Below are 25,017 nucleotides of genomic sequence, written 5' to 3'. Positions count from 1 at the left end.
ATAACACCTTAAGCTTTGGCAGGAATTTACATACATATACCATTTTGCAAGCAGGCATGTCACTACTGTGACTTTCACTTTAGTACCAATACCAGTCGTAAAACTGAAATGGTACAGGCAATTATACGTGAGTTACAACTACAGAAAGATTATTTAGGTGGTGAATTGGTAAATACTATCTATTTTGGCGGAGGTACTCCTTCTCTATTGTCTGCTTCAGAATTGAGCCAGTTGCTAAAAAGTCTGGATCAGCTCTTTCCCATTACTGATAAAGCAGAAATCACTCTGGAAGCTAACCCTGATGATCTGAATGCTGATAAGCTGAAAATCCTCAAAACAGCAGGTATCAATAGACTGAGCATTGGTATTCAATCCTTTCATGAGCCTCATTTGAAGTTTCTGAACCGTGCCCATAATGCTAATGAAGCAAGCAATTGTGTACAATTCGCCCAGGATGTTGGCTTCGATAACATCAGTATTGATCTCATCTACGCTATACCTGCAAAAGACCACGCTATCTGGGAAAGCGATTTAGCCAAGGCAATAGCGCTACAAGTTCAGCATATCTCTTCCTACTGCCTTACCATTGAGGAAAAAACTGTTTTTGGGAACTGGCTGAGAAAAGGAAAACTGAAGGAAGTAGAAGATAATTACGCTGCCGAGCAGTTTGAAATGCTGCTCTCTACGCTCAAAACAAATGGCTATGAGCAGTATGAAATTTCTAATTTTTGCCTGCCGGACTTTTACTCCCGGCACAACAGCAATTACTGGCGAAAAGAACCTTATCTGGGAGTTGGTCCGGGAGCACATTCTTATAATGGTCAGCATCGACAGTTTAATATCTCTAATAACAACCTTTATCTGAAAGCTTTAACAGAAGAGAAAATTCCTGCTGAACAGGACATACTTGCGCTACATGATCAGATCAATGAGTATATCATGACCGGACTGCGTACCAAATGGGGTTGTGACCTGCGGAAAATCAAGGAAGAGTATAAATATGACCTATACCAGGAGAACAAAATTTACCTGGACCAACTGTTGGCAGATGGAAAAATTCTCATGCAAGATCAGTACTTAATTTTGACAGATTCAGGTAAATTATTAGCTGACCGAATCGCTTCGGACCTCTTTATAGTCAGGTGAAAAATATTTTTTGTGATATAATCCACTGAAAATCAGATATTTGATGATTTTGCATAGCAAAAATCATGCACTTTTTCTTTTTCCAATTAGATTTTAGCATAGATGTTGCCCATGTAAGTTTATAAAAGATTACACAAAGTAACATCAACGCTATGAAAAAGATAATATTCACCATATGCTTAATAGGCCTTTTCGCTACGGCGCAAGCCCAGGTTTCTATCACTCCCCGCCTAGGCTTATCCATGCCTCAGGGCCTCATAGACAATGTAGCCGGAAATGGATTCGGCTACGGCTTAGATCTGGATTATGCGATCAATGATAATTTAAGGGTAGGAGCATCCTTTAGCCAGCATCGCTTTAATGATGAAATTGCGGGTTTTAGTTTTAACATGATTGACTTCAGCATCAGTCCGATTACTGCTTCTGTAAAGTACGTACTGCCCGGTGCTAAACTCCGTCCCTATATCGGGCTGGAAGGGGGATTGTACAACTTCAAAGTAGGTGCTGCAGGATTTAACATCACTCGTGAATATTGGGGATTGGCACCTTCACTGGGCGTACTATATCCAGTTAGTGAGCGGATAGACTTCTTCGCCAATGCGCAATACCATATTATGTATGTGAACGAGACTATTCCGATAGCTGATTTTAATATCAATCAAAACATCAAATTCGTACCCGTTAACCTCGGGATCTCATTTAAATTTTAGTAGTCTATGTATATAGATTAAAGACCGGGCACTTGCCTGGTCTTTTTTTTGCAAAAAGCCGGAATCAACCGGCTTTTTATTTTCTAAAATTTATACAAAGTAGCTACTGCCTATGCGGTTTCCTTTGCCTCACTTTCCTTCTTCAACTGCTCTTTCTTTCTGGTAATTACGGAGCGGTAATCAAATGGACGAATGATCAGGCGTGTGCCTTTGTCATAGGTAAAGTAATTCCATACCCAGTTACCCAGCGTAATGAGTTTCTGACGAAAACTTACCAGATACATCAGGTGCACAAACATCCAGATGATCCAGGCAACAAAACCACCAAACTTAAGCCCGCCGGGCAGATCAGCTACGGCCCGGTTACGTCCAATCGTAGCCATAGTACCTTTATCCAAGTAGTGGAAAGGTTTTATGTCCTTACCCTTAAGTTGCTTACTTATATTTTTTCCCAGGTTTTCACCCTGCTGTAGTGCTACCGGTGCCAGTTGGGGGTGTCCATCAGGATAATCTTCAGTAGACATCTTTGCCACATCACCAACAGCATAGATATTATCATAGCCCTGTACCAGATTGAATTGATTGACGATGTAACGACTTTTCTCTACAGTAGCCTTGTCCAGCCCCGGAAGCGTAACGCCCATCACACCGGCAGCCCAGATTAATGTTTCAGTATTAATCGTATTACCATTATTGAGCTTGACCTGATAACCGTCAAAATCCTCTACCATCGTATTAAGTTTGACGTTTACTTTGAAGCGATTTTCAAGATCATTTTGCGCTTTTTCTCCAGCTTTCTCTGACATAGCCGGTAATAGGCGGCCTAAACCTTCTACCAAATAAATATTCATTTTCGCGTTAAAATCCAGTTCAGGATAATCCCGGGGAAGCACCTGCGTTTTGAGCTCACCCAATGCTCCTGCCAACTCTACGCCGGTAGGCCCTCCGCCGACAATCACAAAATTAGTAAGCCGGTCAATTTCGTCTTCATTATCTGAGGTTACAGCACGCTCAAAATTTTGCAGAAAGTGACTTCTCAGGTTAAGCGCCTGCGGCACCTGCTTAAGAGGAAAAGCTAACTCTTCAATAGATTTGTTACCAAAATAGTTAGTCTTTGTTCCGGTAGCAATCACCAGATAATCGTAATGTATACGTCCGATATTAGTATTCACCATACTCTCTTCCGGGCTAACAGACTCTACGGTAGCCATACGGAAGAAGAAGTTTTTTTCTTCGTCAAACACCTTACGCAATGGTCCTGCGATAGAGTCAGGCTCCAGTCCGGCAGTGGCTACCTGATATAAAAGTGGCTGAAAAGTATGATAATTATGGCGATCCAGCATTACCACCTGTACATCTTTCATGCGCAGATTTTTGATAATTTGTATGCCCGCAAAGCCTCCGCCAATAATTACCACCCGGGGCTTGCCAATATCGGGGAGTTGAGTTGCCAGGTGTCTGCTTTCATAAGCATATTCTGAAGGAGTTTCTATTACCGCCATATGTATTGAGGTTTGTTAAGTTCAAAAAATAAAAATTTGTAATACACATTAATTCAACGTATGCGGCTGTCATGTGTTTATGTAAGTGGCTTACAAGTGCATATTTATACAAAAAAACCCATGAATAGCTTCATGGGTTTTTTCTATATTGTGAGTACGCTATGTTTTTCTAGGAAAGCTCCTGCTTTAAAAACTGCGCAGTATATCCTTTTTTACACTTTGCTACTTCTTCAGGGGTACCTTCGCAAATGATCTCCCCTCCCTCTCTTCCACCTTCAGGGCCAAGGTCAATGATATAATCTGCTACCTTAACCACATCCATATTATGTTCTATGATCAGTACGGTGTTTCCTTTATCCACCAGTTTGTTGAGTACATCCAAAAGATGCTGAATATCCTGAAAATGTAAGCCGGTAGTAGGCTCGTCCAGTATATAAAGCGTTTTGCCTGTATCTTTTTTAGAAAGCTCGGTAGAGAGTTTCACACGTTGTGCCTCCCCTCCGGAAAGCGTAGTAGCATGCTGTCCCAGGCTGATATAGCCCAGCCCTACATCATCCAAAGTCTGTATCCTTCGCAGGATACGCGGCTGATTTTCAAAAAACTCTACTGCCTGTTCTACGGTCATGTCCAGCACATCAGCGATAGACTTTCCTTTGAAGCGAATTTCCAGCGTTTCACGATTATATCGTTTCCCTTTGCAGCTTGGACAGGGCACATGTACGTCAGGAAGAAAATCCATTTCTATGAGTTGCATACCTGCTCCTTCACAGGTTTCGCACCTTCCGCCTTTGACATTGAAAGAAAAGCGTCCAGGCTTATAACCCCGAATTTTAGCTTCCGGTAACTGAGAGAACAATGAACGGATGTCTGAAAATACGCCGGTATAAGTAGCTGGATTAGAACGCGGCGTACGCCCGATAGGCGACTGATCTACTTCAATGACTTTGTCAATATTCTTGATACCCTTGAAACCTTTATAGGGGTAAGGTTCTGTATGAGAACGATAGAAGTGCTGGCTCAGCAGCGGAAACAGCGTGTTATGAATAAGGGTAGACTTCCCACTTCCTGATACTCCGGTCACACAAACCATCTTGCCTAGTGGTAAAGTAAGGGTTACATCTTTCAGGTTATTACCGCTTGCCCCACTCAGCTTTAATTCTTTTCCACTGCCTTCCCTTCTTTTTTCAGGCACTTTGATCTGACGCACATTATTCAGATAGTCAGCGGTAATGCCTCCGTTTTTGACAAAGTCTTTAGGACTACCGGAAGCGATTACCTTCCCTCCGTGTCTTCCTGCACCCGGTCCTATGTCCAGAATATAGTCTGAGTAAAGCATCATATCTTTATCGTGCTCTACCACGATCACAGTATTACCCAGGTCACGTAAATCCTGTAGCGCTTTGATGAGTTTTACATTATCCCGCTGATGTAAGCCGATACTGGGCTCGTCCAGGATATAGAGCACCCCTACCAGTTGCGTACCGATCTGCGTAGCCAGGCGAATCCGCTGCGCTTCACCTCCGGAAAGTGTCTTGAGTGGGCGGTTTAGACTTAAATAAGTAAGCCCTACATCTACCAGGAAGCCAATGCGCTTGCGTATTTCTTTCAGAATCTCGGTAGCAATGAGTCGCTGCCTGTCGCTGAGCCTGTCTTCCAAACCTACGAACCACTGGCTCAGGTCATCAATATTCATCATCGCCAGCTCAGCGATATTTTTATCATCCATTTTAAAGTGGAGAGATTCTTTTTTCAGGCGGGCACCTTCGCACTCAGGACAGGTATTACTGCTTACAAACTGCTTTACCCACTTCTGTGTTTTGTCGGTACCAGTCTCCTGTTGTTTTTCCAGATAACCAATTACTCCTTCAAATTTCACATTGTAATTGGAACCGGGATATTTGATAGATTTTACTGCTACTGTTTCTTTGTCACCATGCATCACTACCTTCATCACATCCTCAGGAATGTCTTTGATGGGAGTACTCAGTTTCACCTTATGCTTTTTCAGCACAGCTTCCAGCTTTTTGAATATCCAGATGTCACGGTATTCTCCAAGGGGAGCGATACCTCCCCGGCTGATGCTCAGGCTGTTGTCAGGAATGATAGCATCCAGGGCAAATTTATCTATCTTACCTAGCCCGTGACAAGAGGGGCACATGCCGTAGGGAGAATTAAAAGAAAAAGTATTGGGCGCTGGCTCATCATAGGAAAGTCCGGTCTCAGGGTCCATCAGGAATTTGGAGAAATGGCTTACATTACCTTCCGTGTCCGATATCATCATGATGCCTTTTCCGTGGCTGAGCGCGGTCTTGATAGATTCAGCAATACGGTAACGATCTTCTGACTCTACCACTACCCGGTCTATGACGATCTCTATATCGTGGGTCTTGTAGCGATCCACCTGCATTTTAGGTACCAGATCCATCACCTCGCCATTTACCCGTACTTTGGCAAAACCCATCTTACGAATCTGCTGAAACAGCTCTCGGTAATGTCCTTTACGCCCTTTTACTACCGGGGCCAGAATAATGAGTTTCTGCTGGTCAAAACTCTCCAGGATATAATCTATGATCTGGTCTTCCGACTGCTGCTTCATTTTCTTACCGGTTAGGTAGGAGTAAGCTTCCCCGGCACGGGCAAAGAGCAGACGCATAAAGTCATAAATCTCTGTGACCGTACCCACAGTAGAGCGCGGGTTCTTGGAAGTAGTTTTTTGTTCAATAGAAATCACCGGACTCAACCCGTTGATTTTGTCTACATCGGGGCGTTCCAGGTTGCCTATGAAAGAGCGAGCATAAGCCGAAAAGCTTTCCATATAACGGCGCTGCCCTTCCGCATAAATGGTATCAAAAGCCAGAGAAGATTTACCACTACCACTAATGCCTGTAACTACGATTAGCTTATTTCGGGGCAGCCATACATCTATATTCTTCAGATTATGCTCTCTGGCACCAAAAATTTCTATGGCTTCCTGGTCATAAGAAGTAGAAATATCATGCTCAGCAGTGCGTGATTGTATAGTTTGTGCTTCTGTTTGCTCCATACAAAGATTACATTACAATTTCGGTCTATACCCTAACTAATGGAAGGTACAAAAGGTGCTAAGTTATTATTTTTTATTATGAGTATTGTACATGCTTCTATTCAAAGCAATGTTTCTCATTTCCAGCTCCGTAGAAATAAAAACACATTTTTGCCACGCCAGCTTAATTTTAAGAAACTAGAAGCCAGCATGTTAAATCAGCTTAACCGAAAAATAACGAATTCTTAGTGCTCACAAGATTTCTTCTATGAGCTTTGTCGTAAGGGAATACTTAAATTCAACTGCAGTTCCCTGACAATTTTGGGAGTTGCTTTTCTAGTTGAGAATTTACGCAAAAAATCAAGCTTTTGTTTAGTTGTAAGTGAGGTTTGTTACTATCAGAACTAACTTATTCCTGACATTCGCAGAAAAGAAAAGCCGTCCATGCTTAACATTAACGGCTCATTATTGAAAATTCACATTCTACAAGAATGGCTTAGTCAGCCAGCTTTTGCACTATATGCTGCTCTACCGGGTCTTTGGAGATCAGAATTTCATAAGTATTCTTCTTCACCGTCAGCTCATCATCCCGCAACCAGGGATTGTAACGCTTGAGTGTTTTGTAAGTCACCCCATGCTCATGCGCAAATTCTACCAGATCAGGAATAGTTTCTTCTACTTTCACTGTATCAAAAGCAGGCTGCTTATAACGGGCTGCCTCCGGAATATTGAAGCCATATAGCCCAGGGTCTTCCAGAATGGCCTTGGCGGCCAGTACTCTGAAAAAGTAGCGGGAGGTTTCATCATTGAGCAACACATCAAAATAAGAGTCAACTTTTTGTTCATCTAATCTACGCTCCAATCCCCGCATGCCTACATTATAGGAGGCTGCCACACTGGTCCAGTCACCAAACTTATCATAAGCATCGTGAAGGTATTTACAGGCTGCCTCAGTCGCCTTGATAGGGTCACGTCTTTCATCTACCTCACCATTGACTTCCAGTCCGTACTGCTCGGCAGTACCTTCCAGCAGTTGCCAGAAACCTACCGCATTGCGGTGCGACATCGCATTCTCCTCAAAGTTACTTTCAATCGCTACGATATATTTGAAATCATCGGGGATATCGTTCTTTTTCAACACTTCCGAAATCCGCGACATCCAGCGGTGCGAACGCTTGATCATCAGAATGGTATTGGAATGCCAGTTGGCATTGACGTGGATTTCACGGTCAAAACGCTCCCGCAGATCAGGCTCCTGTAGCGGGATTTTTTCGCCGGCAAAAGTAACTTCATCGGGCGTAGGCACAATAAACGCCTGGTAATTCGGAAGTTTATTGGTACCTGCCATCTCCCTCCCATCAGTGCTTGTCTGTTCTCCACGCAGAGATGCCTCTTTTACTCCTGAGCTTTGATTCTCATCCGTAAGCTCCCTCCATCCCAGGTAAAAAACCAGGAGTAAAATAATGATAAACTGTACTCTGACCTGCGTTCTTAATGTCTTCAAAATTATGTTAGAAGTTTGGTGATAAAGTATATTTTGAATAAAAATTATCGATCACTTCTACTGCTTCTTCAGGGGTATCTACGAGATTAATCAAATCCATATCTACACTGCTGATGTTTTGCTCTTGCTTAAGTACCATCTCTTCTATCCAGTGCAGAAGTCCCTTCCAGTAGTCTGTACCGACCAATACAATCGGGAATCTACCGATTTTTTTAGTTTGTATCAGCGTCAAGGCTTCAAAAAGCTCATCTAAAGTACCAAATCCTCCGGGCATGACGATAAATCCCTGAGAATATTTGACGAACATCACTTTTCTAACAAAAAAATAGTCAAAAGTGATCAGTTTATCCGGATCAATATAAATATTACTGGACTGCTCAAAGGGTAAAATAATATTGATACCTACCGATTTACCTTCTTCCCTTCTTGCTCCTTTATTCCCGGCTTCCATAATGCCCGGTCCTCCACCGGTGATCACACCGTAGCCATGCCTTACCAGTTTGGCAGCTATTTCTTCTGCAGTTTTGTAGTATGGATGATCATTTTGTGTACGCGCCGAGCCAAATATGGTCACGCAGGGACCTATCTTAGCCAGACTTTCAAAACCTTCCACAAACTCCGACATGATCTTGAATACTGCCCAGGAGTCATTAATTTTGATCTCGTTCCAGTCGCGTTCTTTAAATGCTTTCTTGATGCGTTCTCCCGGACTAGGTATATGCTCAGGTAACTTCTTAGGCGATCCGTTGGTATTCGTATCAGTCTCACTTTTCATTATATTCTTCTTAAATTGATGGTTAATGTATATATCAGCTGTATAAAACAGACACTTGTAGGGTAACAATGACTTCAATAGCCGCTACAAATATTTTTGTCAAATGCATTATATGTAACGGAAATACCTCTCTTAACATTCCCGGTGCGTACAATCTTAATTTTACTTCAAAAGGTCGGTCAGCGCAGCTTCTACTCTTTTATACCTGAAGTCAAATCCGGTACTTTCTATTTTTTGGTTAGAGAGCTTATTACCTCCTAACACAATTGATGCCATTTCGCCAAAAGCAAGCCTGAGTGCAAAAGCGGGAACATTGGGAAGGAAGAGTGGTCTGTGTAATATTTTAGCGGCGGTTTGTGTGAGTTCTTTGTTAGTAACGGGGCGGGGGGCTACAGCATTGTAAACACCCTCTACTGTTTCGTTTTCCAGCGCATGTATATACATACGGCAGATATCGTCTATATGAATCCAGCTCATATACTGCTGACCGCTACCCAGCGGTGCTCCCGCTCCCAATTTGATGGGTTGTACAATCTTGGGTAGCGCGCCCCCCTTCATACTGAGGACCACACCCGTTCTGAGCTTTACGGTACGGATGTTGAGCCGGGAGATCTCATCTACTGAAGCCTCCCATTGCTTCACCACATCTGCGATAAACTCATCGCTTTTGGGACTGCTTTCATAGATTTCTGTACTTCCGGTATCAGCACCATAAATAGAAATTCCTGAGGCAGATAAAAAAGCCTTTACCTTATGTTCTCCCAATTGGGCCAAAGTATCGTGCAGGAGGCGAGTGGTTTCAGTACGGCTTTTGACAATAATTTGCTTACGGCTATCTGTCCAGCGGCTATCAGCAATCCCTGCCCCCGCCAGGTGGATGATATAGTCAGCTTGTTTTACAGCTTCGGGTTCTATTTCTTTCTTCTGAATATCCCACACATAGGTTTTTACTGGCTCATTCTCTTTTTGGGAACGACCCGATCGGGAACGATCCGGTCGGGATCGGCTGAGGTGACTGACCTCATAGCCTTCTTCCTGTAACATAGGTGTAAGCCTGCTGCCGATCATGCCTGTACCTCCGGTAATGAGTACGTTCTTGCTCATATTAAATCATTTATAGTTGAATATTAAAAACGACGCTCACATTATTATGTTCATACTCGGATAAGCACAAAAAAAGCGGCACTATGGCCGCTTTTGGTTGAATTCCTACATTGGTTCTTTTAATTGATGCTATATGAAACGCTTAGTGAGAAGGAACGACCCAATTGATATGACTGGTATACAGGTTTACCGCTATAATCATAAGCCTGCTCATACTTTGGATTAAGTAAATTTTCAGCTTTAAAACCAATAGAGTAGCTTTCACCAATACGCTTTGACAAAGTATAATTTAAGGCTGGTCTAGTCTGGTCATACACATCTGGGTCAAGCGCCTGAGTAGCAAAAGCAAGTCTTTCTCCCCAAATATTGAATGACAGCGCACTTTCCCATCCTGTCTCCGGATGAGTGTAAAACAAGGCTGCATTTACGATATAAGGTGACTGTCCTTGAAAAGGACGAGTCTCTTCAAGATTTGGCCTGTCAGCATTAGCAATCACCTGTTTCTCTTCATCAGTACGATCAGCCTCAGAATTGATAAAACTGGCATTTACAGAAAAACGTAAGTTTTGCAGAGCTGCAGAGATAAATCCGAGTGATTTACGAAACTCAACTTCCGCACCAAGTACCCTACCATTATCTACATTTACGGGACGGATCTCCGGAGTAGTGGTGGTAGGTGTAAGTTGTAGTACGATAGGATTATCAAAGTTTTTGTAATATACACTCACTGCGAATAGTTCGCCTGCATTAGGGTATATCTCATAGCGCAGATCCAGGTTTTGGACCAATGTGCGCTCCAGATCAGGATTTCCAGTATATATAGGAACAGAAATACCACTGTATGATACAAAAGGGGAAATCTCTCTTAAATTAGGTCTTGCCAAGGTCTGGCTCGCCGCCGCTCTTAAATTTGAATTATCATTTAACTTATAAATTGCGCTCAATGCCGGCAAAACATCCAGTTGCTCAATTCCACCCGTACGTCCATTAGATGCTTCTGCAGTAAAATCTGTAGACTCTACGCGCGCTCCACCTATAAGCTTCAAGCTGTTGGTAACATTATAAGCAGCCATCAGATAGGTAGCCCAAATCTCTTCGGTCCCTTCATAAATATTGCCCGAGAAAGTCTGGTCTGCATAGTAATTTCCAAATCCGTAAAAGCCTGTACCTGTGCTTTCTGGGGTGTTGACTAACCCAAAATTATTTAAAGCGAAGAAATCTGAGATGTCATCATCTTCTCCTGCCTCTGAGAAAGTAGTAAAATCAGGATTATATAAATTTTGATTTTGAGAGACTATTGAAACAAAGTCCTCTCTAAAATCCCTTTGTTTATTTGAGTAATATCCTCCGAACTTCAGCTGGTTATCGCTTTGCTCCTGGGAAAGAGGGATAGTAATATCTACCTTACCATTAAGTTGGTTGTCTTCCAGATTTCTGTAGATACGGGAAGGTAAAATACCTATTTCCGATTGATTAAGTGAGTATCCTCTGTTATAACCAGGCACACCGAAACCGGCCAGTCTGATATCGGGTTCTTCCTGCGTGGACAAGGCATAGCCTGCGGTCCACTCCAATTTCGCGCCGTTAAGGAAATCCTTAAAGAAATGTCTGCCTCGTAGCTGGGTATTATTTAATTCTCTTTCCTGGAAAGAAACGATACGGTCTTCAAAGTTGGTACCTCCCCGGAAAGACTGCCAATAGCCATTATAGGTGCGGGCATTTACCAGGTTGTCATGGTTATAGAGGTTTTCTAAAGTAATTTCATGATTAGGAGAAAACTGATATGCAATGCTAATGATACCTCCTAATTGGGTATTTTCATCACCATTCACAACATCATAAGACTGTTCATTTCGTAATTCCTCTGTACCTGCGTCAAAATACAAGCCATACGTTCCATCATCATAAAAGGTATAAGACTTATCGTAGCTGATTGCTGCGCTATAACCTAAATTTTTTCCAAATAATGTTGTTCTATTCCCCACTGAGATATCAACCCCATGATTGAGAGGTACTGATTGTTGGGTTGCCAGAAAGGGCGTTTCAAAAGCATTAGAGGTTTGTTCAATAATGTCTCTTTGTTCCTGATTGGCAGGTGCTCTTCCGGCTCTCTCTAAGCCACCTGCCAATGCAGGATTGCCAATTCTTTCGCGGTGCTGGGTAAATGCATCAGGTAATGCACGGGTACCATCATCGTAGCCAAGAAAATCCAATTCTCCTTCAGCTCCATCAGTAAGAAAGTTGTTGATAAATGATGATTTGGTATTGTATGTGGCAGAAAGCCCAAAATTGAAAAAGAACTCCTCAGGTAGTGACTTGGTCGTAATATCTACTTTACCCCCGGTAAAGTTTCCGGGTTGGTCAGGCGTAAATGTTTTTACAGTCACCATATTTTCTACTACATCTGAGGGAATCAGGTCCAGGCTTGTACTGTTACGATAGGGGTCGGTACTCGGTAAGGTCACTCCATTAAGCTGAGAAATAGAATAACGGTCTCCCAAACCTCGCATGACTACATATTTACCATCTTCTATAGAGGCGCCTGTTACCTGCTTGATTGATTCCGCAGCATTAGAACTACCTAATTGTGCCATTTCTTTGGAAGAGATTCCATCCTGTACTGCCAAGGCATTCTTTTGTATTTTAAGCAATGCTACATCATTATCTCTGATGGCCTGCGCAGTGACTACTACTTCCTGCAACTCTGTATTTTCTTCTTGAAGAGCAACATCCAACGATTGATTCTGACTAGCTATTACTTCTACACCTTCAATCTTTTGGCTGGCATAGGATACATAGCTGACTACCAGGGTATAAGTACCCGGATCTAATTTAAGCTGATAATTACCACTGATATCGGTAACTGTTCCAGTGGAGGAGCCTTCTAACTGGACGGTGGCTCCAATTAATTCTTCACCGGTTTGTGCATCTATGATCTGTCCACTTACGGTACCTGTACTCTGTGCCCATACAGTCTGTAAGCCCGCAATCATGCAAATCAAGAAAGCACTGATTAGATTTGTTTTCATAACTATTTAATTGAAATGGAATCTTAGGGAGAGTAAAAGGACCACCACCTGAATGGCGGTCCTCCTTCTCATTGTAGTTTGAGATTATTCTTGGATGTATTAATCAACTAAATATCCTAACTGAGACAGGGTAGACCAACCAGACAGCCAGGTAGCTTCACCAGGCACAAACGCGCCGCGATAGTCAACCTGCTCCAGTCCTTCCGGAACAGTAACTGTAGCATCAGTAGTTGCAGCAGGACGAGGATCAAGCCCGCCATCAGTAATACGGCTGATTCCGCTTAATACGGCATCAGCAGAGAATACATTGTTGTTATTTGTTAATTCAGCCACTACAGCCTCAGTTTGAGCGGTGTAACCTTCATCTTCCCCACTTGTGGCCTCTACCAAACTGGCTAAGTCAGTTGCGCCTCCAAATACTGCAAAAGTGTTATTAAGTATCTCTAGCTGGTATCCATCAGCAGTAGCGGTTACCAATCTTCCGTAAGAGTCATTTTCATCTCCTTCACGATCTTCCACCTGAAGAGCAACTCCCGGAAAATCTTCCATGATAGAATTTCCAAGCTTTCCTGCGAAAGCATCACGAAGCAATAGCCCACGTTGAGCACCTGTAGCACTTTGCCCAGGGCCAATTAGCGTAGCATTGAAAAGGTTAGGAGCGGCAAATAAACTGGCATCATCTGGATTAGCTCCATCCCACTCTCCAACTTGATCATATGCTTCATCGCTTCCTTCTAGCTGAATAGCGAACAAGAACTGTCCGTTGCCTCTCCAGCCTTCGTCAAAGTCAAAGGCGTCATCTGTAGCAAAGGCTACACTCACATGGCTGATATCTACGGTGCCTCCAAATATCTCTACACCATCATCTCCACTGGAATAGATATCCACATGGTCAATGGTTGTACCACTTCCAACTCCACCCAGCGTCAGTCCCTGAATTTCACTATTGGCAGCAATACCTACTCCGCTATAACGAATAGATACATATTGCAGCGTACCTGAGTTGTCATCCGGCTGGTCGCCTCCATACACACCACGAGATTCATCCGATGAAATACCTTCAATGGCTATGTTAGAAGTTGCCCCACCTTTTTCTGTAGGCGCACGTCCCAGTAGAATCAAACCACCCCATTGTCCGAAGTCAAATGGTGTTAAACCAGCATTAACTGTATCGGCTTCAGAAGTAAATATGATTGGGTTTTCTGCTGTACCCACTGCCTGAATCTGAGCTCCCTGGCTAATAATTAGTGCAGAGGTATTGTCATTACCTGTCTCTGCAGTAAAGCGTACAGTAGTACCTTCTTCAATATTCAGGACCGCGCCATCTTCTACATACACAAGTCCAGTCAGAAAATACTCATTGTCAGCTGTCCACTCATACGTTTCACCAGCTACCAGGTCATCATCTGTGATATATACTGTAGCAGGACCTTCAGTATCACCTTCAGTTACTTCAAAAGTAACGGCATTAGAAGTTTCACCTCCGGCAGTAACAGTTACGTCTACATCACCGACAGATAACCCACTGGGAACTGTGGTAGTAATTGAACTAGTGGTGGAACTGGATACTGTAGCACTGGTGCTTCCAAAGCTTACACTTGGACTATCCCCAAAATTAGAACCTGAAATCGTTACAGTCGTTCCTTCTGGTCCACTGCTAGGAGAAGTGCTGGTGATGGATGGGGTAGTATCCGGATCCGGATCATCTTCATCATCACAAGATGTAAAAAATGTGGCCATCAGGCCGAGGGTTAATAGTAGGGTTAGCGATAATTTCTTCATAATTGAATTTTGTAGTGTTTCTTGCTAAAAATTTCACCTGCAAAATTCAATATCTAGTATTAACCTATCACGACCGAAATGTTAACAAATCATTAATGATAAAGAATTGATGTTAATTTATTGTTAACACATAAAACAAGAAAACTCCTGATTCACAGGAGTTTACTCATAATACACATATGTTGACTAATATTCAACTATCGGTTGATAGGCACTTTCTGAAGAATCTTCTTGATGATGTCCGAAGTACTAACACCATCTGCTTCTGCCTCATAGTTGAGCAGAATACGGTGGTTAAACACATCATGTGCTACCTCTTTGATATCTTCCGGCAATACATAATCGCGCTGGTCAAAGAAGGCAATAGCTTTGGCAGCAATATTAAGATTGATACTGGCTCGCGGAGAAGCGCCAAACTGAATGTAACTAGCGATATCCTGCATATTGTATTGCCCGGGAAAACGGGTAGCAAATACCAGCTCAACGATATATTTCTCCAGCGAATCAGAGATACTTACCGAATTGATTTCATCACGAATGGCGAATACATCTTCTTTGGTAAGCACAGATTGAAGATCGCCGCTAAATGACATATTAGACATACGGCGCATCACTTCCAGCTCATTTTCTTTAGAAGGGTAGTCTACATGTACCTTCATCATAAAACGGTCTACCTGTGCTTCAGGCAAAGGATAGGTTCCTTCCTGCTCTACCGGGTTTTGCGTAGCCAGCACCAAGAAGGGACGATCCAGAGGATAAGTAGTCTCTCCGATGGTTACCTGCTTTTCCTGCATAGCTTCCAGCAAAGCTGACTGTACCTTAGCAGGAGAGCGGTTAACCTCATCGGCCAGAATCAGATTGGCGAATATTGGGCCTTTCTTTACCTCAAAATTAGCCTTCTGCTGGTTATATATCATTGTACCGATCAGGTCGGCAGGCAAGAGATCAGGAGTGAACTGTATGCGCTGGAAATTAAGATGCAGCACTTTAGCCAGGGTATTTACAGTGAGCGTCTTGGCAAGACCAGGAACACCTTCCAGCAAAATATGCCCCTGCGTAAATAAGCCAATCAGCAGACGGTTTACCATATACTCCTGTCCTACTACTACTTTTTTTACTTCAGTAAAAACCTGTTGTATTTTGCTCTGATATTCTTGCTTAAGTGCTTCGTCAGTTGCTTTATCCATTGCTAAAAAGGTAGTTTTATCTATAAATCAAATTATGATGCAGATGTTATTTTGCGGCTCCTTCGGGTAGCAAATTGCTCCAAAAAGACGACAATGCCTATGCCAAGCAGCATAAAAAGCAGCGCCTGCCAAAGCAAGGGGTCCATTGATGTTGCTTCTAAGTACTCTCCGGGCAATACGTTTTCGGTAATAAAAGGAACCTCTTCGCCTTTGCTGTTAACTCTTGTCTGTACTACTTCTTTCCAGGGCCATATTTTGTTTAAGGAGCCTATCATAAAACCTGCTAAGAGGGCTACTGCTACATCATGAAATTTGTGAAGTAACCACGAAATGATGCGGGCAAAGCTTAAAAGCCCTATAATACAACCTACTCCAAAGATTGCAATTACTCCCAAATCTCTTTCATTCACTGCTTCCAGGATGTAAGCATACTTGCCTAAGATAAGTAAGATAAAACTTCCGGAGATGCCAGGCAATATCATTGCACAGATGGCTACTGCACCTGACAGGAACACAAACCAACTTGCAGTGGGGGTTTCGGCAGGAGTAGCCAAGGTGATGATAAAGGCTATCACTATACCTAGTCCTCCTGCTATAATAACGCCTACACTCCAATTTTTAATCTCCCTGGATACCGATACTGCTGCTATAATCACCAGCCCAAAGAAAAACGACCATAACTGAATAGGGTAGTTTTCCAGAAAAATATGAATTAGCTGGGCTAAGGTAATAATGCTTAGCGCAATGCCACTCAGCAGTGTAAGCAGAAAACTTCCGTTCACATGCTCCCACAATGGCTTGATTTTAAACTTCAGCAAGAGCTGTATGGCTTCCAGATTAAATGACTTGATTGAGTCAAGCAGGGTGCCATAAATACCTGTGATAAATGCGATAGTACCGCCTGATACGCCAGGCACCACATCGGCACCGCCCATAGCTACACCTTTCAAGAAAAGCTGTATATAATTTCTGAGTCTTTGCATGATTTTTTAGGGCATGAAATGGTCATCTGAGCAAAGTTGAAAAGTTCTTGCTCAACAGGTATTTATTTCTGTTCCAGAAAATGATTAAAGGTATCGCCTCTCAGCCCTAAACGTATTGTCTCCAGAGGAATAACTTCGTTAGGAGCAATATTTCCTACATTCACATTGGCCCCTAATAGCTTAATAAACCAGACCTGCTGCTCCTTTTGGGGTGCCTCCCATATAATTTTTTCAAAAGGGATTTTGGTCAATATTTCTTCTACTAATCCTGACCTGACTTCTCCGCTGGAACGAAACAGGCCAACATTACCTCCCTCACGAGCCTCACCAATTACTTTCCAGGCGCCAGCCTCCAACTCTGCCTGCATTAACTCTATCCATTTATAAGGAGGCATAATCTTGGCAGCATCTTTAGAGCCTACTTCCGAAAGTACAGTTACCTGCTCTGCCAGCTTACTGATATATTCACACTTTTGTCCATGCTCCATATCTACAGAGCCATCTGATACTTCAGCAAATGATACTCCGTACTTATCCAGTATCTTACGGTAATCATCAAACTGACTTCTTATAGCAAATGCTTCAAAGAGGGTGCCACCAAAATAAACTGGAATTTGAGCGTCGTGATAAATCTTGATTTTTTCCTGTAAATTGGGGGTGACAAAAGAAGTACCCCACCCGAGTTTAACTATATCTACGTACTCACCAGCTACACTAATAAAGTCTTCTACTTCTCTTAAACTCAAACCTTTGTCCATTGCCATGGTATAGCCATAAACTCTGGGCTTCAGTGTCCGCTCAGGAACCTGACTTAGCGTATAATTCATTAAAAAAGATTTATTTTCTGTACTGATCTATGATTTTAAACAATGCTTTTTGAGTTTCTAACCTTGGAAAGAACTCATACAGAATTTCATGTCTGTCAAAATCCAAAGTTAAAGCATTTTCCAGAAAATTAAACGCTTCGCGGAATTTACCGGCACAAATAAGGTAAGCGGTAGCATAATAGTAGAGATCTACCTGTTCTGGGAGCTCATCTATCCCGTCAATTATTAGCTCTAAGGCTTTTTCATAATCTCCCTGTTCATAATATACATTAGACCAGTCCAGCCATACTTCTACGTTTTCAGGGTCTATCAGGCTAGCCTCCTGATAGGCATCCATACAAGAGACAATATTTCCCACCTGATATTCAGCTTCAGCCAGTTTCAGCCAGTACTGCGCATTATCACCATTGATTTTGATAGCCTTATTGAAGAAATGTACTGCTTCCATCCATTTTTGCTGCTTGCTGAGTGACGACCCTATGCCGAACCAAGCTTCATCGTACAGATAGTCCAGCTTAGCAGACTTATGGTAATATTTGATTGCTTTTTCGTACTGATTAAGCTTTTCGTAAGCTCCTCCTAAATAACAGTAAGTTTCGGGACTGGCTCCTTCAATTTTATGGGTTTGCAGATAAGCGTCTACCGCTTTTTGATACTGCTTAAGGTTCATCCGAGCATTACCCAAATTGAAATAAGCAGATGAAAACTGCTCGTCAATGGCTACGGCATACTCATAAGCCTGTACTGCCTTATCATATTCACCCAGCTTATTATATACAATTCCCATATTGTACCAGGCATGCTGAGAGTAGGGGTCCTGGTTAATGAACCGTTCGTAGTACCCCAGACTATCTTCCAGTTCACCAGTCATATCAAGGCAGAACGCCAGCTCATACATAGCATCTTCATGATGAATATTTTGTTCAATAGCCTGTTTATAACAATCTATCGCCTTACCATATTCCGCAGCGTTTTGATAGACAAGCCCCATGTTGTAATATATCTCATCTTTCTCAGCACTGAAGCTGAGTAAATGTTCAAATTCATGGATGGCTTCCTGATGTCTCCCTGAGTAGGTAAGGATATTACCTTTAAGCATTAGTATCTCAGTATCATTAGGCTGAAGGTTAGAAGCTTTGTCTATTGCCTCCAAGGCTTCTTCGTACTCTTCCAGATTGGTAAGAATCTGAGCTTTGTTCATGAGTAGCTCAGCAGAGTAGGGATATTGTTCAGTTCCCATATGACAGACGTCCAACGCTTTTGAATTATCGTCTGTCTGCAGATAGTGGTCAATAAGGTCAATATAAACATTTAAGTCAAAAAACTGCGTGGCATTGTTCTGCTTCTGCTCCTCAAACCACGCCGCCAGCTGATTACCATCCTCTCTTCTTTTATAGTTTTCTCCCATACATCTTGACATTCATGTTGTTATCGAAAAATAATCATCTGTAAAGAGTGCCATTTACAGATGACCTGCTTTAAATATATATAATACTTCAACCATCGCCAACTGTTCTTTAGTTCTTTAAATGCACTATCTCAGGCCATGCTTTCAGGTTTTAGTTGCCGGCAACACCAGCGGACTGTATTTTCAAAATCTGTAAATTCTATATCTAATACCTGCTTAATTTTAGCATTATCATACGTATGTTGATTCTTAGAAATTTGCTCTATCTCATCAGTGACTAAAGGAGTTCCCCTACTTAGTGTTGTTCTCACTTTATCCATTATTACAGCCAGCTTAATCATAAGTCCTTTCACTTTGATATGGGGTGGCCGCTTGCCAAACCCTCTGGCTATTGTTTCAAAAAGTTCTTTGTAGCTCACACTACCGGCACTGATAATAAAGCGTTCTCCTCTAATTTCTGAACCCAATAGTCGAACTGCTACTTCTGCTACGTCTCGGACATCTACATAGTTTACTTTTCCTTCTGTATAAAAGCGGTTTTCTTCCCAAACGTATTTAAATACCTGCGTGCTACTTTTGTCCCAATCGCCTGGTCCTAATACTAGGGAGGGGTTAATGATCACGGTATTTAAACCTTCCGCGTAAGCTCTCCAAACCTCCAATTCTGCTTGATGTTTGCTGCGGGCATAGGCTGTGTTTTTTTCTCCATCCGTCCACTGGGTTTCTTCTGTACTTATATCAGCACTTTTATCTTTACCTATTGAGGCCACTGAACTTACATGTAAGAAGCATTTTATTCCTGACTGGAGAGAGGCATTAACCAGATTAGCTGTGCTCTCTACATTTACACGTCGCATCAGATCTTCATGTTTGCTATCGTAAGAAACAATCGCTGCACAATGAACAACCTGCTCCACTCCCTCTAAATACTCCTTCATCTCCCCTACTTGTAACAAATCTCCAGTGACCCATGTAATTTGTTGTTGTATATCTTCCAGAAGTTTCAGGTCAGAATGCTCCCTTTTCAATGCCTTGATAATGTATCCTTCTGCCAGAAGCTTTCTGCAAATAAAACTGCCTATGAGTCCATTGGCACCCGTAACTAATACCATGTCAAAATATTTTCTTTTCTTATGAGTCCAACAAATATACAGCTTCCCTGCTTAATTACCCGGCTGGTAGTTTGTTCAGGTTTTATGACACTTTTACAAGAAGCTGCTGTATCGTATATTTCTCTTTATTTTAGCGCTTAAGTATTTCAATTTCTTTTTAGCACATGGCAGACAAGGATACTCATCAGGCAGTAGATACTATTGCTGATGATAAGACCAAAAAAGTAAAACTTAACAAGAAAAGTTTTCAGAGCCTTTTAGGTATCTATAAATTTATAGTGCCGTACAGATGGCAGTTCACAATAGGCATTGTCAGTCTGGTTTTCTCCAGCCTGACCCTGCTTACCTTCCCCTTAGCTTCTGGTGAACTGATAGATGTTGCGTCCGGTAACACTTCCTGGATCGGTGAAAGCATAGATATGATTGCACTCACCCTGTTGGGTATTTTTTTGATTCAGAGTATTTTCTCTTTCATTAGAGTATACTTTTTTGCCCAGGTAAATGAAAAGTCCATGGCAGATATTAGGCTGACTTTGTACAGTAAATTGATGTCATTGCCAATGACTTTTTATGACCAACACCGTACCGGAGAAATTATTAGCCGAATTACTTCCGACGTATCTCTACTTCAGAACACTTTTTCCACTACGCTGGCGGAGTTTTTAAGACAATTTGCTACGCTCTTTATTGGTATCATTGTCATTTCACTGATGGCCCCCAAGCTTACGGCATTTATGCTAGCTACTTTCCCGGTATTGGTCATTCTATCTATTTTATTTGGCAGAAAAATTCGTGAGCTATCTAAAAATACACAGGATCAACTTGCTGACACTAATGTTATCGTAGAAGAAACGCTTCAAGCAATACAAGCAGTAAAATCCTTCACCAGTGAGCTTTTTGAAATTAAAAAATACAATAGTGCTCTTACTTCAGTGGTAAGTATTGCGCTGAAAGCAGCTGTTTATCGGGGTTTATTTATTTCGTTTGTCATTTTTGTACTTTTTGGCGGTATCGTCGCAGTAATATGGTACGGTGCATCTTTAGTAGAACAAGGTGATATTACCATAGGGGAGCTAATTTCATTTATACTTTACACTACTTTAATCGGTGGTTCCATTGCAGGCTTGGGTGATTTGTACGGACAGATTCAAAAAGCTGTAGGTGCTTCTGAACGGGTGCTTGATATACTGAATCAACAAGAAGAGTTAGACCCAACTCAATATTATAAGGCTAAACCTGACCCTGTAATTCAAGGTAGCATAGCATTTAAAAATGTAGCTTTTTCATATCCTACACGTAATGATGTTCAAGTACTTACAGATATTAGCTTTCAAATTAATAAAGGTGAAAAAATAGCATTGGTCGGGCATAGTGGGGCGGGTAAATCTACAATTACTCAATTGCTACTCAGATATTATGATGTTGACCAGGGGAAAATTATGGTTGATGGGCAAAATATCAGCGCTTATGATCTTCTGGAATTTCGCAAACATATCGGAATCGTCCCTCAGGAAGTGATTTTGTTTGGGGGAAGTATTAAAGAAAACATTATGTATGGCAGACCTGGAGCTTCCCTTGAAGAGGTCCGTCTTGCAGCTCAAAAAGCTAACGCTCACGACTTCATAGAAGGATTTCCTGAAGGTTATCACACTAAAGTTGGAGAGCGAGGGGTCAAACTATCCGGTGGACAAAGACAAAGAGTGGCTATCGCCAGGGCTATTTTAAAGAATCCGGAAATTCTGATATTAGATGAAGCCACCAGCTCATTAGATGCTGAATCAGAACATCTTGTCCAGCAGGCACTTGACCGCCTTATGGAAAATCGCACTACGATTATTATAGCGCATCGATTAGCTACCATCAAAAAAGTGGACAGGATTTATGTCCTCAAAGGTGGCGAAATTGTAGAGCAAGGTACGCATGAACAATTAAATACCCTTCAAGGAGATTACAGTAATCTTGTAAAACTACAACTACAGGAAGATTAACATGGTGTTGTGAATGTTAACAGCATTATTTTTTAGCCATACTAATGATAGTCTGGCTTACTACATTCTTATTTGACTAACTAACTCAAGTACACTATAAAAGTTTTTTCTATTTGATTTTCTTGTCTACGCAATGCTCCACTCTATTACATGAGGTTCAACATTGTACCTTAAGAGCTTTTGGAAATAAACATACAACCAAGCCAGCCCTGTCATAACTCAGTTTCATGTTCATGGATAGCACTATAATGGATCAAGCAACAAATCTGGGGGACAGTAGTACTAAGCATAGATTTTGGAAAGTCTGTAGAGGAAGAAGCTAATGTTTCTCACCCCTCTGAACTGTGACCTGAAAGCTTTGATTTTGGCATTGAAAGATTCAGCAGCAGCATTAGTACTTCTTCTATCAAAGAAGTTTAAGATAGTTTTATAGTGTTGCTGAATGGTTCTAGAGACTGTATTGAAAGATTTAAAGCCAGCTTTTTCTACCTGATCATACCATCTGGCCAGTCTGGTGAAAGCGACACCTTTCTCTTTAGTGTTTTGGTATATATGTCCTAGCTTTTGAGCTAATTCATAAGCTTGCTCAAGCTGTGGATAGAGTTTGAACAGGATTTCTGCCCTGTGGACTTGGGAAGACGTCCATTTGCTTTTGTCCTTGAAGAGCAGGTACCTGCTCCTGACCAGTAGTTGTTTAGGAGTATCACCATTTTCTAACCTGTTGGCAACGAAGGTTCTGCCTACTTCTTTGCTCAATTCCATTTCTTGGTTCTCTTGCTCAATAGCTTCCCAGCGATAAGCTATCCTCATTTCCTGAACTGCTTCATAAGCCAGTTTTTGCACATGAAAACGATCGGTGACTAAAACAGCTTTGGTAAATGTCTTAGTCACGATCTGTTCCATACTGGCCCCCATGGAATGGCCGCCATGTCTAAGGTGACTTCTTTGACCAGCCTCCTTTTTTCTAATGGGATCTTTCTAAGCAGGATAGACTTTACTCGTTCACTGTTAGTACCCTTGATCATTGCAATAAGGCAGCCTTTATTCCCCCTGGCCGCTTTGTTGGTGATCACTGTGTAAAGTTCACCCTGTGAAACTGCTGTTTCATCAATAGTGATATATTCACCAACATTCTCAGGAAAAACAACATAATCCTCGGCATGCTCTAACTGATCCCAATGCCTGTAGTCACTCAAATGAGCAGCATATTGCTCTTCTAATAACTTGCCGTTTATATGGAAGTAGTTGCCTAAGCTTTTACAGCTTACCGGTGTGGTATCGATGCAATGCTTTTAAAAAAGACGCGAATTCCATAGTCATTCGCGTGCCCTGAGCCACCAATTCCCAGTTTCTAAAAACTACCTTTCCTGTATCTTCATTCCACCACCTTCTGCGTTTTACTTTCAGATAGCAGGCTTTACCGCGTATGGGAAAATCTTTTACAGTAATTTCTGCAAAATAGCCTTTGGAGATGAGGTTCTCACCTGCATATTCCTCCGGATGCTGGTTCTTCTCTGCTAAACTAATAGTGTAGCTCTCTTCTGTCTTTTCTACTGAAGTAACTTCAAAATAGTCAAGCATCCCATCCGGTAGAAACAAAGAAATGATAGCTTTATCCAATGATTCTTTTTGACGGCTAAATTATACCCTAACAACTTACCCCACAACTTTTAAGCTTGATCCACTATAATGAAAGAGATAGATGAGATGTTAGATATAAGCATATAAGCATATAAGCATATAAGCAAAAAAAAAGCCTTACTACTTCAGTAGTAAGGCTTAGCTTTGATTGCCCTTTTCTAAGCAAGAAAGGGGCAATAATAATAGAAAGGCGGCGACCTACTCTCCCGCGGAATGCAGTACCATTGGCGCTGCCGGGCTTAACTTCTCTGTTCGGAATGGGAAGAGGTGATCCCCGGCGCTAGAGCCACCCTAAGATCTTAAATACTTTATTATCATAACTCCTATTGAGCTTATGAAGTGTTTGGAATGGGAAGAGCAGGGGTTGCTTTCAACTGATCCCCGGCGCTAGAGCCATCCTGAGATTTTGGTTAAAGGTGAATGCTTATAGTTTCAAGTTACAGCTTTTATACTGCTCAACTTTCAAGCTTTCACTTTTAACGATCAATATCATATTGACATGAGATATGTAAGAGAGATGTAAACTTAGATTAATCTGTGCACAGAAAGACTATTGGGTAATTAGTATGGCTCAGCTACATATATTTCTACACTTGCACCTGCCACCTATCAACGTGATCGTCTATCACGACCCTCAAGGAAAGCCTCATCTTGAAGAAGGTTTCGCGCTTAGATGCTTTCAGCGCTTATCCTTTCCGAACGTAGCTACCCGGCGGTGCAGTAGGCACCACAACCGGCACACCAGCGGTTCGTCCAACCCGGTCCTCTCGTACTAAGGTCAGAACTTCTCAAGCTTTCTACGCCCACCACAGATAGGGACCGAACTGTCTCACGACGTTCTGAACCCAGCTCGCGTGCCACTTTAATGGGCGAACAGCCCAACCCTTGGGACCTTCTCCAGCCCCAGGATGTGACGAGCCGACATCGAGGTGCCAAACCTCCCCGTCGATGTGAGCTCTTGGGGGAGATCAGCCTGTTATCCCCAGAGTACCTTTTATCCTTTGAGCGATGGCCCTTCCATGCGGAACCACCGGATCACTATACCCGACTTTCGTCCCTGCTCGACTTGTAGGTCTCACAGTCAAGCGCCCTTATGCTATTGCACTCCACATGCCGTTACCGACGGCATTGAGGGCACCTTGGGAAGCCTCCGTTACCTTTTAGGAGGCGACCACCCCAGTCAAACTACCCACCACACACTGTCCCCAGATAGGGTTAGGCACTAGATAAAAGAAGGGCGGTATTTCAAGGTTGTCTCCACGATGCCTGGCGACACCGCTTCCTAGACTCCCGCCTA

Annotated in this window: 18 protein-coding genes and 2 rRNA genes (1 of these 20 cut by a window edge); 3 read left to right on the top strand and 17 right to left on the bottom strand. The window is 42.3% G+C overall.

What is annotated here, in order from left to right:
• Positions 1-15 precede the first annotated feature (15 nt).
• Complete coding sequence (gene hemW / locus OKW21_RS00115; protein ID WP_277476296.1) at positions 16-1,146, top strand: radical SAM family heme chaperone HemW; 1,131 nt, start codon at positions 16-18, stop codon at positions 1,144-1,146.
• 152 nt (positions 1,147-1,298) lie between these two features.
• Positions 1,299-1,856, top strand: a complete 558-nt coding sequence (locus OKW21_RS00110) for an outer membrane beta-barrel protein (protein ID WP_277476295.1) — start codon at positions 1,299-1,301, stop codon at positions 1,854-1,856.
• Positions 1,857-1,966: 110 nt separating this feature from the next.
• Here OKW21_RS00110 and OKW21_RS00105 read toward each other — a convergent pair whose 3' ends face one another.
• The 12 genes from OKW21_RS00105 to OKW21_RS00050 all read right to left on the bottom strand — a co-directional run bounded on the left by OKW21_RS00105 (position 1,967) and on the right by OKW21_RS00050 (position 20,091).
• Positions 1,967-3,358 (bottom strand): NAD(P)/FAD-dependent oxidoreductase, encoded by a 1,392-nt coding sequence (locus OKW21_RS00105; protein ID WP_277476294.1) that lies wholly within the window; start codon positions 3,356-3,358, stop codon positions 1,967-1,969.
• 169 nt (positions 3,359-3,527) lie between these two features.
• Complete coding sequence (uvrA, locus tag OKW21_RS00100) at positions 3,528-6,401, bottom strand: excinuclease ABC subunit UvrA (protein WP_277476293.1); 2,874 nt, start codon at positions 6,399-6,401, stop codon at positions 3,528-3,530.
• Between the two features lie 475 nt (positions 6,402-6,876).
• The gene (locus tag OKW21_RS00095) at positions 6,877-7,884 is read right to left on the bottom strand and encodes a lytic transglycosylase domain-containing protein (RefSeq protein ID WP_277476292.1); all 1,008 of its coding nucleotides are present in this window, start codon (positions 7,882-7,884) and stop codon (positions 6,877-6,879) included.
• A gap of 7 nt (positions 7,885-7,891) precedes the next feature.
• The gene (locus OKW21_RS00090) at positions 7,892-8,659 is read right to left on the bottom strand and encodes an LOG family protein (RefSeq protein ID WP_277476291.1); all 768 of its coding nucleotides are present in this window, start codon (positions 8,657-8,659) and stop codon (positions 7,892-7,894) included.
• A gap of 162 nt (positions 8,660-8,821) precedes the next feature.
• Positions 8,822-9,763 (bottom strand): TIGR01777 family oxidoreductase, encoded by a 942-nt coding sequence (locus OKW21_RS00085; protein WP_277476290.1) that lies wholly within the window; start codon positions 9,761-9,763, stop codon positions 8,822-8,824.
• 119 nt (positions 9,764-9,882) lie between these two features.
• Entirely contained in the window at positions 9,883-12,792 is a 2,910-nt protein-coding gene (locus OKW21_RS00080) for a TonB-dependent receptor (RefSeq protein WP_277476289.1), read from the bottom strand.
• A 99-nt stretch (positions 12,793-12,891) separates the two neighbouring features.
• Positions 12,892-14,574: an IPT/TIG domain-containing protein gene (locus OKW21_RS00075; RefSeq protein WP_277476288.1), complete on the bottom strand. Its 1,683-nt coding sequence runs from the start codon at positions 14,572-14,574 to the stop codon at positions 12,892-12,894.
• Positions 14,575-14,771: 197 nt separating this feature from the next.
• Positions 14,772-15,761, bottom strand: a complete 990-nt coding sequence (locus OKW21_RS00070) for an AAA family ATPase (protein WP_277476286.1) — start codon at positions 15,759-15,761, stop codon at positions 14,772-14,774.
• A gap of 32 nt (positions 15,762-15,793) precedes the next feature.
• Positions 15,794-16,744, bottom strand: a complete 951-nt coding sequence (locus OKW21_RS00065) for a polyprenyl-phosphate transporter (RefSeq protein ID WP_277476284.1) — start codon at positions 16,742-16,744, stop codon at positions 15,794-15,796.
• 62 nt (positions 16,745-16,806) lie between these two features.
• Positions 16,807-17,571 (bottom strand): phosphosulfolactate synthase, encoded by a 765-nt coding sequence (locus tag OKW21_RS00060; protein WP_277476283.1) that lies wholly within the window; start codon positions 17,569-17,571, stop codon positions 16,807-16,809.
• A 10-nt stretch (positions 17,572-17,581) separates the two neighbouring features.
• Positions 17,582-18,991 (bottom strand): tetratricopeptide repeat protein, encoded by a 1,410-nt coding sequence (locus tag OKW21_RS00055; RefSeq protein WP_277476282.1) that lies wholly within the window; start codon positions 18,989-18,991, stop codon positions 17,582-17,584.
• Positions 18,992-19,110: 119 nt separating this feature from the next.
• Positions 19,111-20,091 carry an SDR family NAD(P)-dependent oxidoreductase gene (locus tag OKW21_RS00050; RefSeq protein WP_277476281.1) on the bottom strand — a complete coding sequence of 327 codons (981 nt, stop codon included), beginning with the start codon at positions 20,089-20,091 and terminating at the stop codon, positions 19,111-19,113.
• Between the two features lie 164 nt (positions 20,092-20,255).
• Here OKW21_RS00050 and OKW21_RS00045 point away from each other — a divergent pair, with 164 nt between their 5' ends.
• Positions 20,256-22,079 carry an ABC transporter ATP-binding protein gene (locus OKW21_RS00045; RefSeq protein ID WP_277476280.1) on the top strand — a complete coding sequence of 608 codons (1,824 nt, stop codon included), beginning with the start codon at positions 20,256-20,258 and terminating at the stop codon, positions 22,077-22,079.
• Positions 22,080-22,361: 282 nt separating this feature from the next.
• On the opposite strand, the gene OKW21_RS00040 is transcribed toward OKW21_RS00045, so the two are convergent.
• The 5 genes from OKW21_RS00040 to OKW21_RS00025 form a co-directional block, all read right to left on the bottom strand.
• On the bottom strand, positions 22,362-22,994 hold the full coding sequence (locus OKW21_RS00040) for an ISAon1 family transposase (RefSeq protein ID WP_420870093.1): 633 nt from the start codon (positions 22,992-22,994) through the stop codon (positions 22,362-22,364).
• The gene (locus OKW21_RS32660) at positions 22,967-23,275 is read right to left on the bottom strand and encodes a transposase (RefSeq protein ID WP_420870092.1); all 309 of its coding nucleotides are present in this window, start codon (positions 23,273-23,275) and stop codon (positions 22,967-22,969) included. Before OKW21_RS32660 ends, OKW21_RS00040 begins: the two co-directional genes overlap by 28 nt.
• 61 nt (positions 23,276-23,336) lie before the next feature.
• Positions 23,337-23,699 carry an ISAon1 family transposase N-terminal region protein gene (locus OKW21_RS00035; RefSeq protein ID WP_277476278.1) on the bottom strand — a complete coding sequence of 121 codons (363 nt, stop codon included), beginning with the start codon at positions 23,697-23,699 and terminating at the stop codon, positions 23,337-23,339.
• A 206-nt stretch (positions 23,700-23,905) separates the two neighbouring features.
• A 5S ribosomal RNA gene (gene rrf / locus OKW21_RS00030) occupies positions 23,906-24,014 on the bottom strand.
• Between the two features lie 246 nt (positions 24,015-24,260).
• Positions 24,261-25,017: ribosomal RNA gene (locus tag OKW21_RS00025) — 23S ribosomal RNA — on the bottom strand (it continues 2,140 nt past the right edge of the window).

The organism is Catalinimonas alkaloidigena (genome assembly GCF_029504655.1).
GTDB classification, from domain to species: Bacteria; Bacteroidota; Bacteroidia; order Cytophagales; family Cyclobacteriaceae; genus Catalinimonas; species Catalinimonas alkaloidigena.
This window is presented reverse-complemented; position numbering and strand designations above follow the sequence as displayed.

What these genes read in the sequence shown, in the direction of transcription:
- OKW21_RS00110 (WP_277476295.1), top strand. Translation starts at nt 1,299, where the DNA reads ATGAAAAAGATAATATTCACCATATGCTTAATAGGCCTTTTCGCTACG.
- OKW21_RS00105 (WP_277476294.1), bottom strand. Translation starts at nt 3,358, where the DNA reads ATGGCGGTAATAGAAACTCCTTCAGAATATGCTTATGAAAGCAGACAC.
- uvrA (WP_277476293.1), bottom strand. Translation starts at nt 6,401, where the DNA reads ATGGAGCAAACAGAAGCACAAACTATACAATCACGCACTGCTGAGCAT.
- OKW21_RS00090 (WP_277476291.1), bottom strand. Translation starts at nt 8,659, where the DNA reads ATGAAAAGTGAGACTGATACGAATACCAACGGATCGCCTAAGAAGTTA.
- OKW21_RS00085 (WP_277476290.1), bottom strand. Translation starts at nt 9,763, where the DNA reads ATGAGCAAGAACGTACTCATTACCGGAGGTACAGGCATGATCGGCAGC.
- OKW21_RS00080 (WP_277476289.1), bottom strand. Translation starts at nt 12,792, where the DNA reads ATGAAAACAAATCTAATCAGTGCTTTCTTGATTTGCATGATTGCGGGC.
- OKW21_RS00075 (WP_277476288.1), bottom strand. Translation starts at nt 14,574, where the DNA reads ATGAAGAAATTATCGCTAACCCTACTATTAACCCTCGGCCTGATGGCC.
- OKW21_RS00070 (WP_277476286.1), bottom strand. Translation starts at nt 15,761, where the DNA reads ATGGATAAAGCAACTGACGAAGCACTTAAGCAAGAATATCAGAGCAAA.
- OKW21_RS00065 (WP_277476284.1), bottom strand. Translation starts at nt 16,744, where the DNA reads ATGCAAAGACTCAGAAATTATATACAGCTTTTCTTGAAAGGTGTAGCT.
- OKW21_RS00060 (WP_277476283.1), bottom strand. Translation starts at nt 17,571, where the DNA reads ATGAATTATACGCTAAGTCAGGTTCCTGAGCGGACACTGAAGCCCAGA.
- OKW21_RS00055 (WP_277476282.1), bottom strand. Translation starts at nt 18,991, where the DNA reads ATGTCAAGATGTATGGGAGAAAACTATAAAAGAAGAGAGGATGGTAAT.
- OKW21_RS00050 (WP_277476281.1), bottom strand. Translation starts at nt 20,091, where the DNA reads ATGGTATTAGTTACGGGTGCCAATGGACTCATAGGCAGTTTTATTTGC.
- OKW21_RS00045 (WP_277476280.1), top strand. Translation starts at nt 20,256, where the DNA reads ATGGCAGACAAGGATACTCATCAGGCAGTAGATACTATTGCTGATGAT.
- OKW21_RS00040 (WP_420870093.1), bottom strand. Translation starts at nt 22,994, where the DNA reads ATGGGGGCCAGTATGGAACAGATCGTGACTAAGACATTTACCAAAGCT.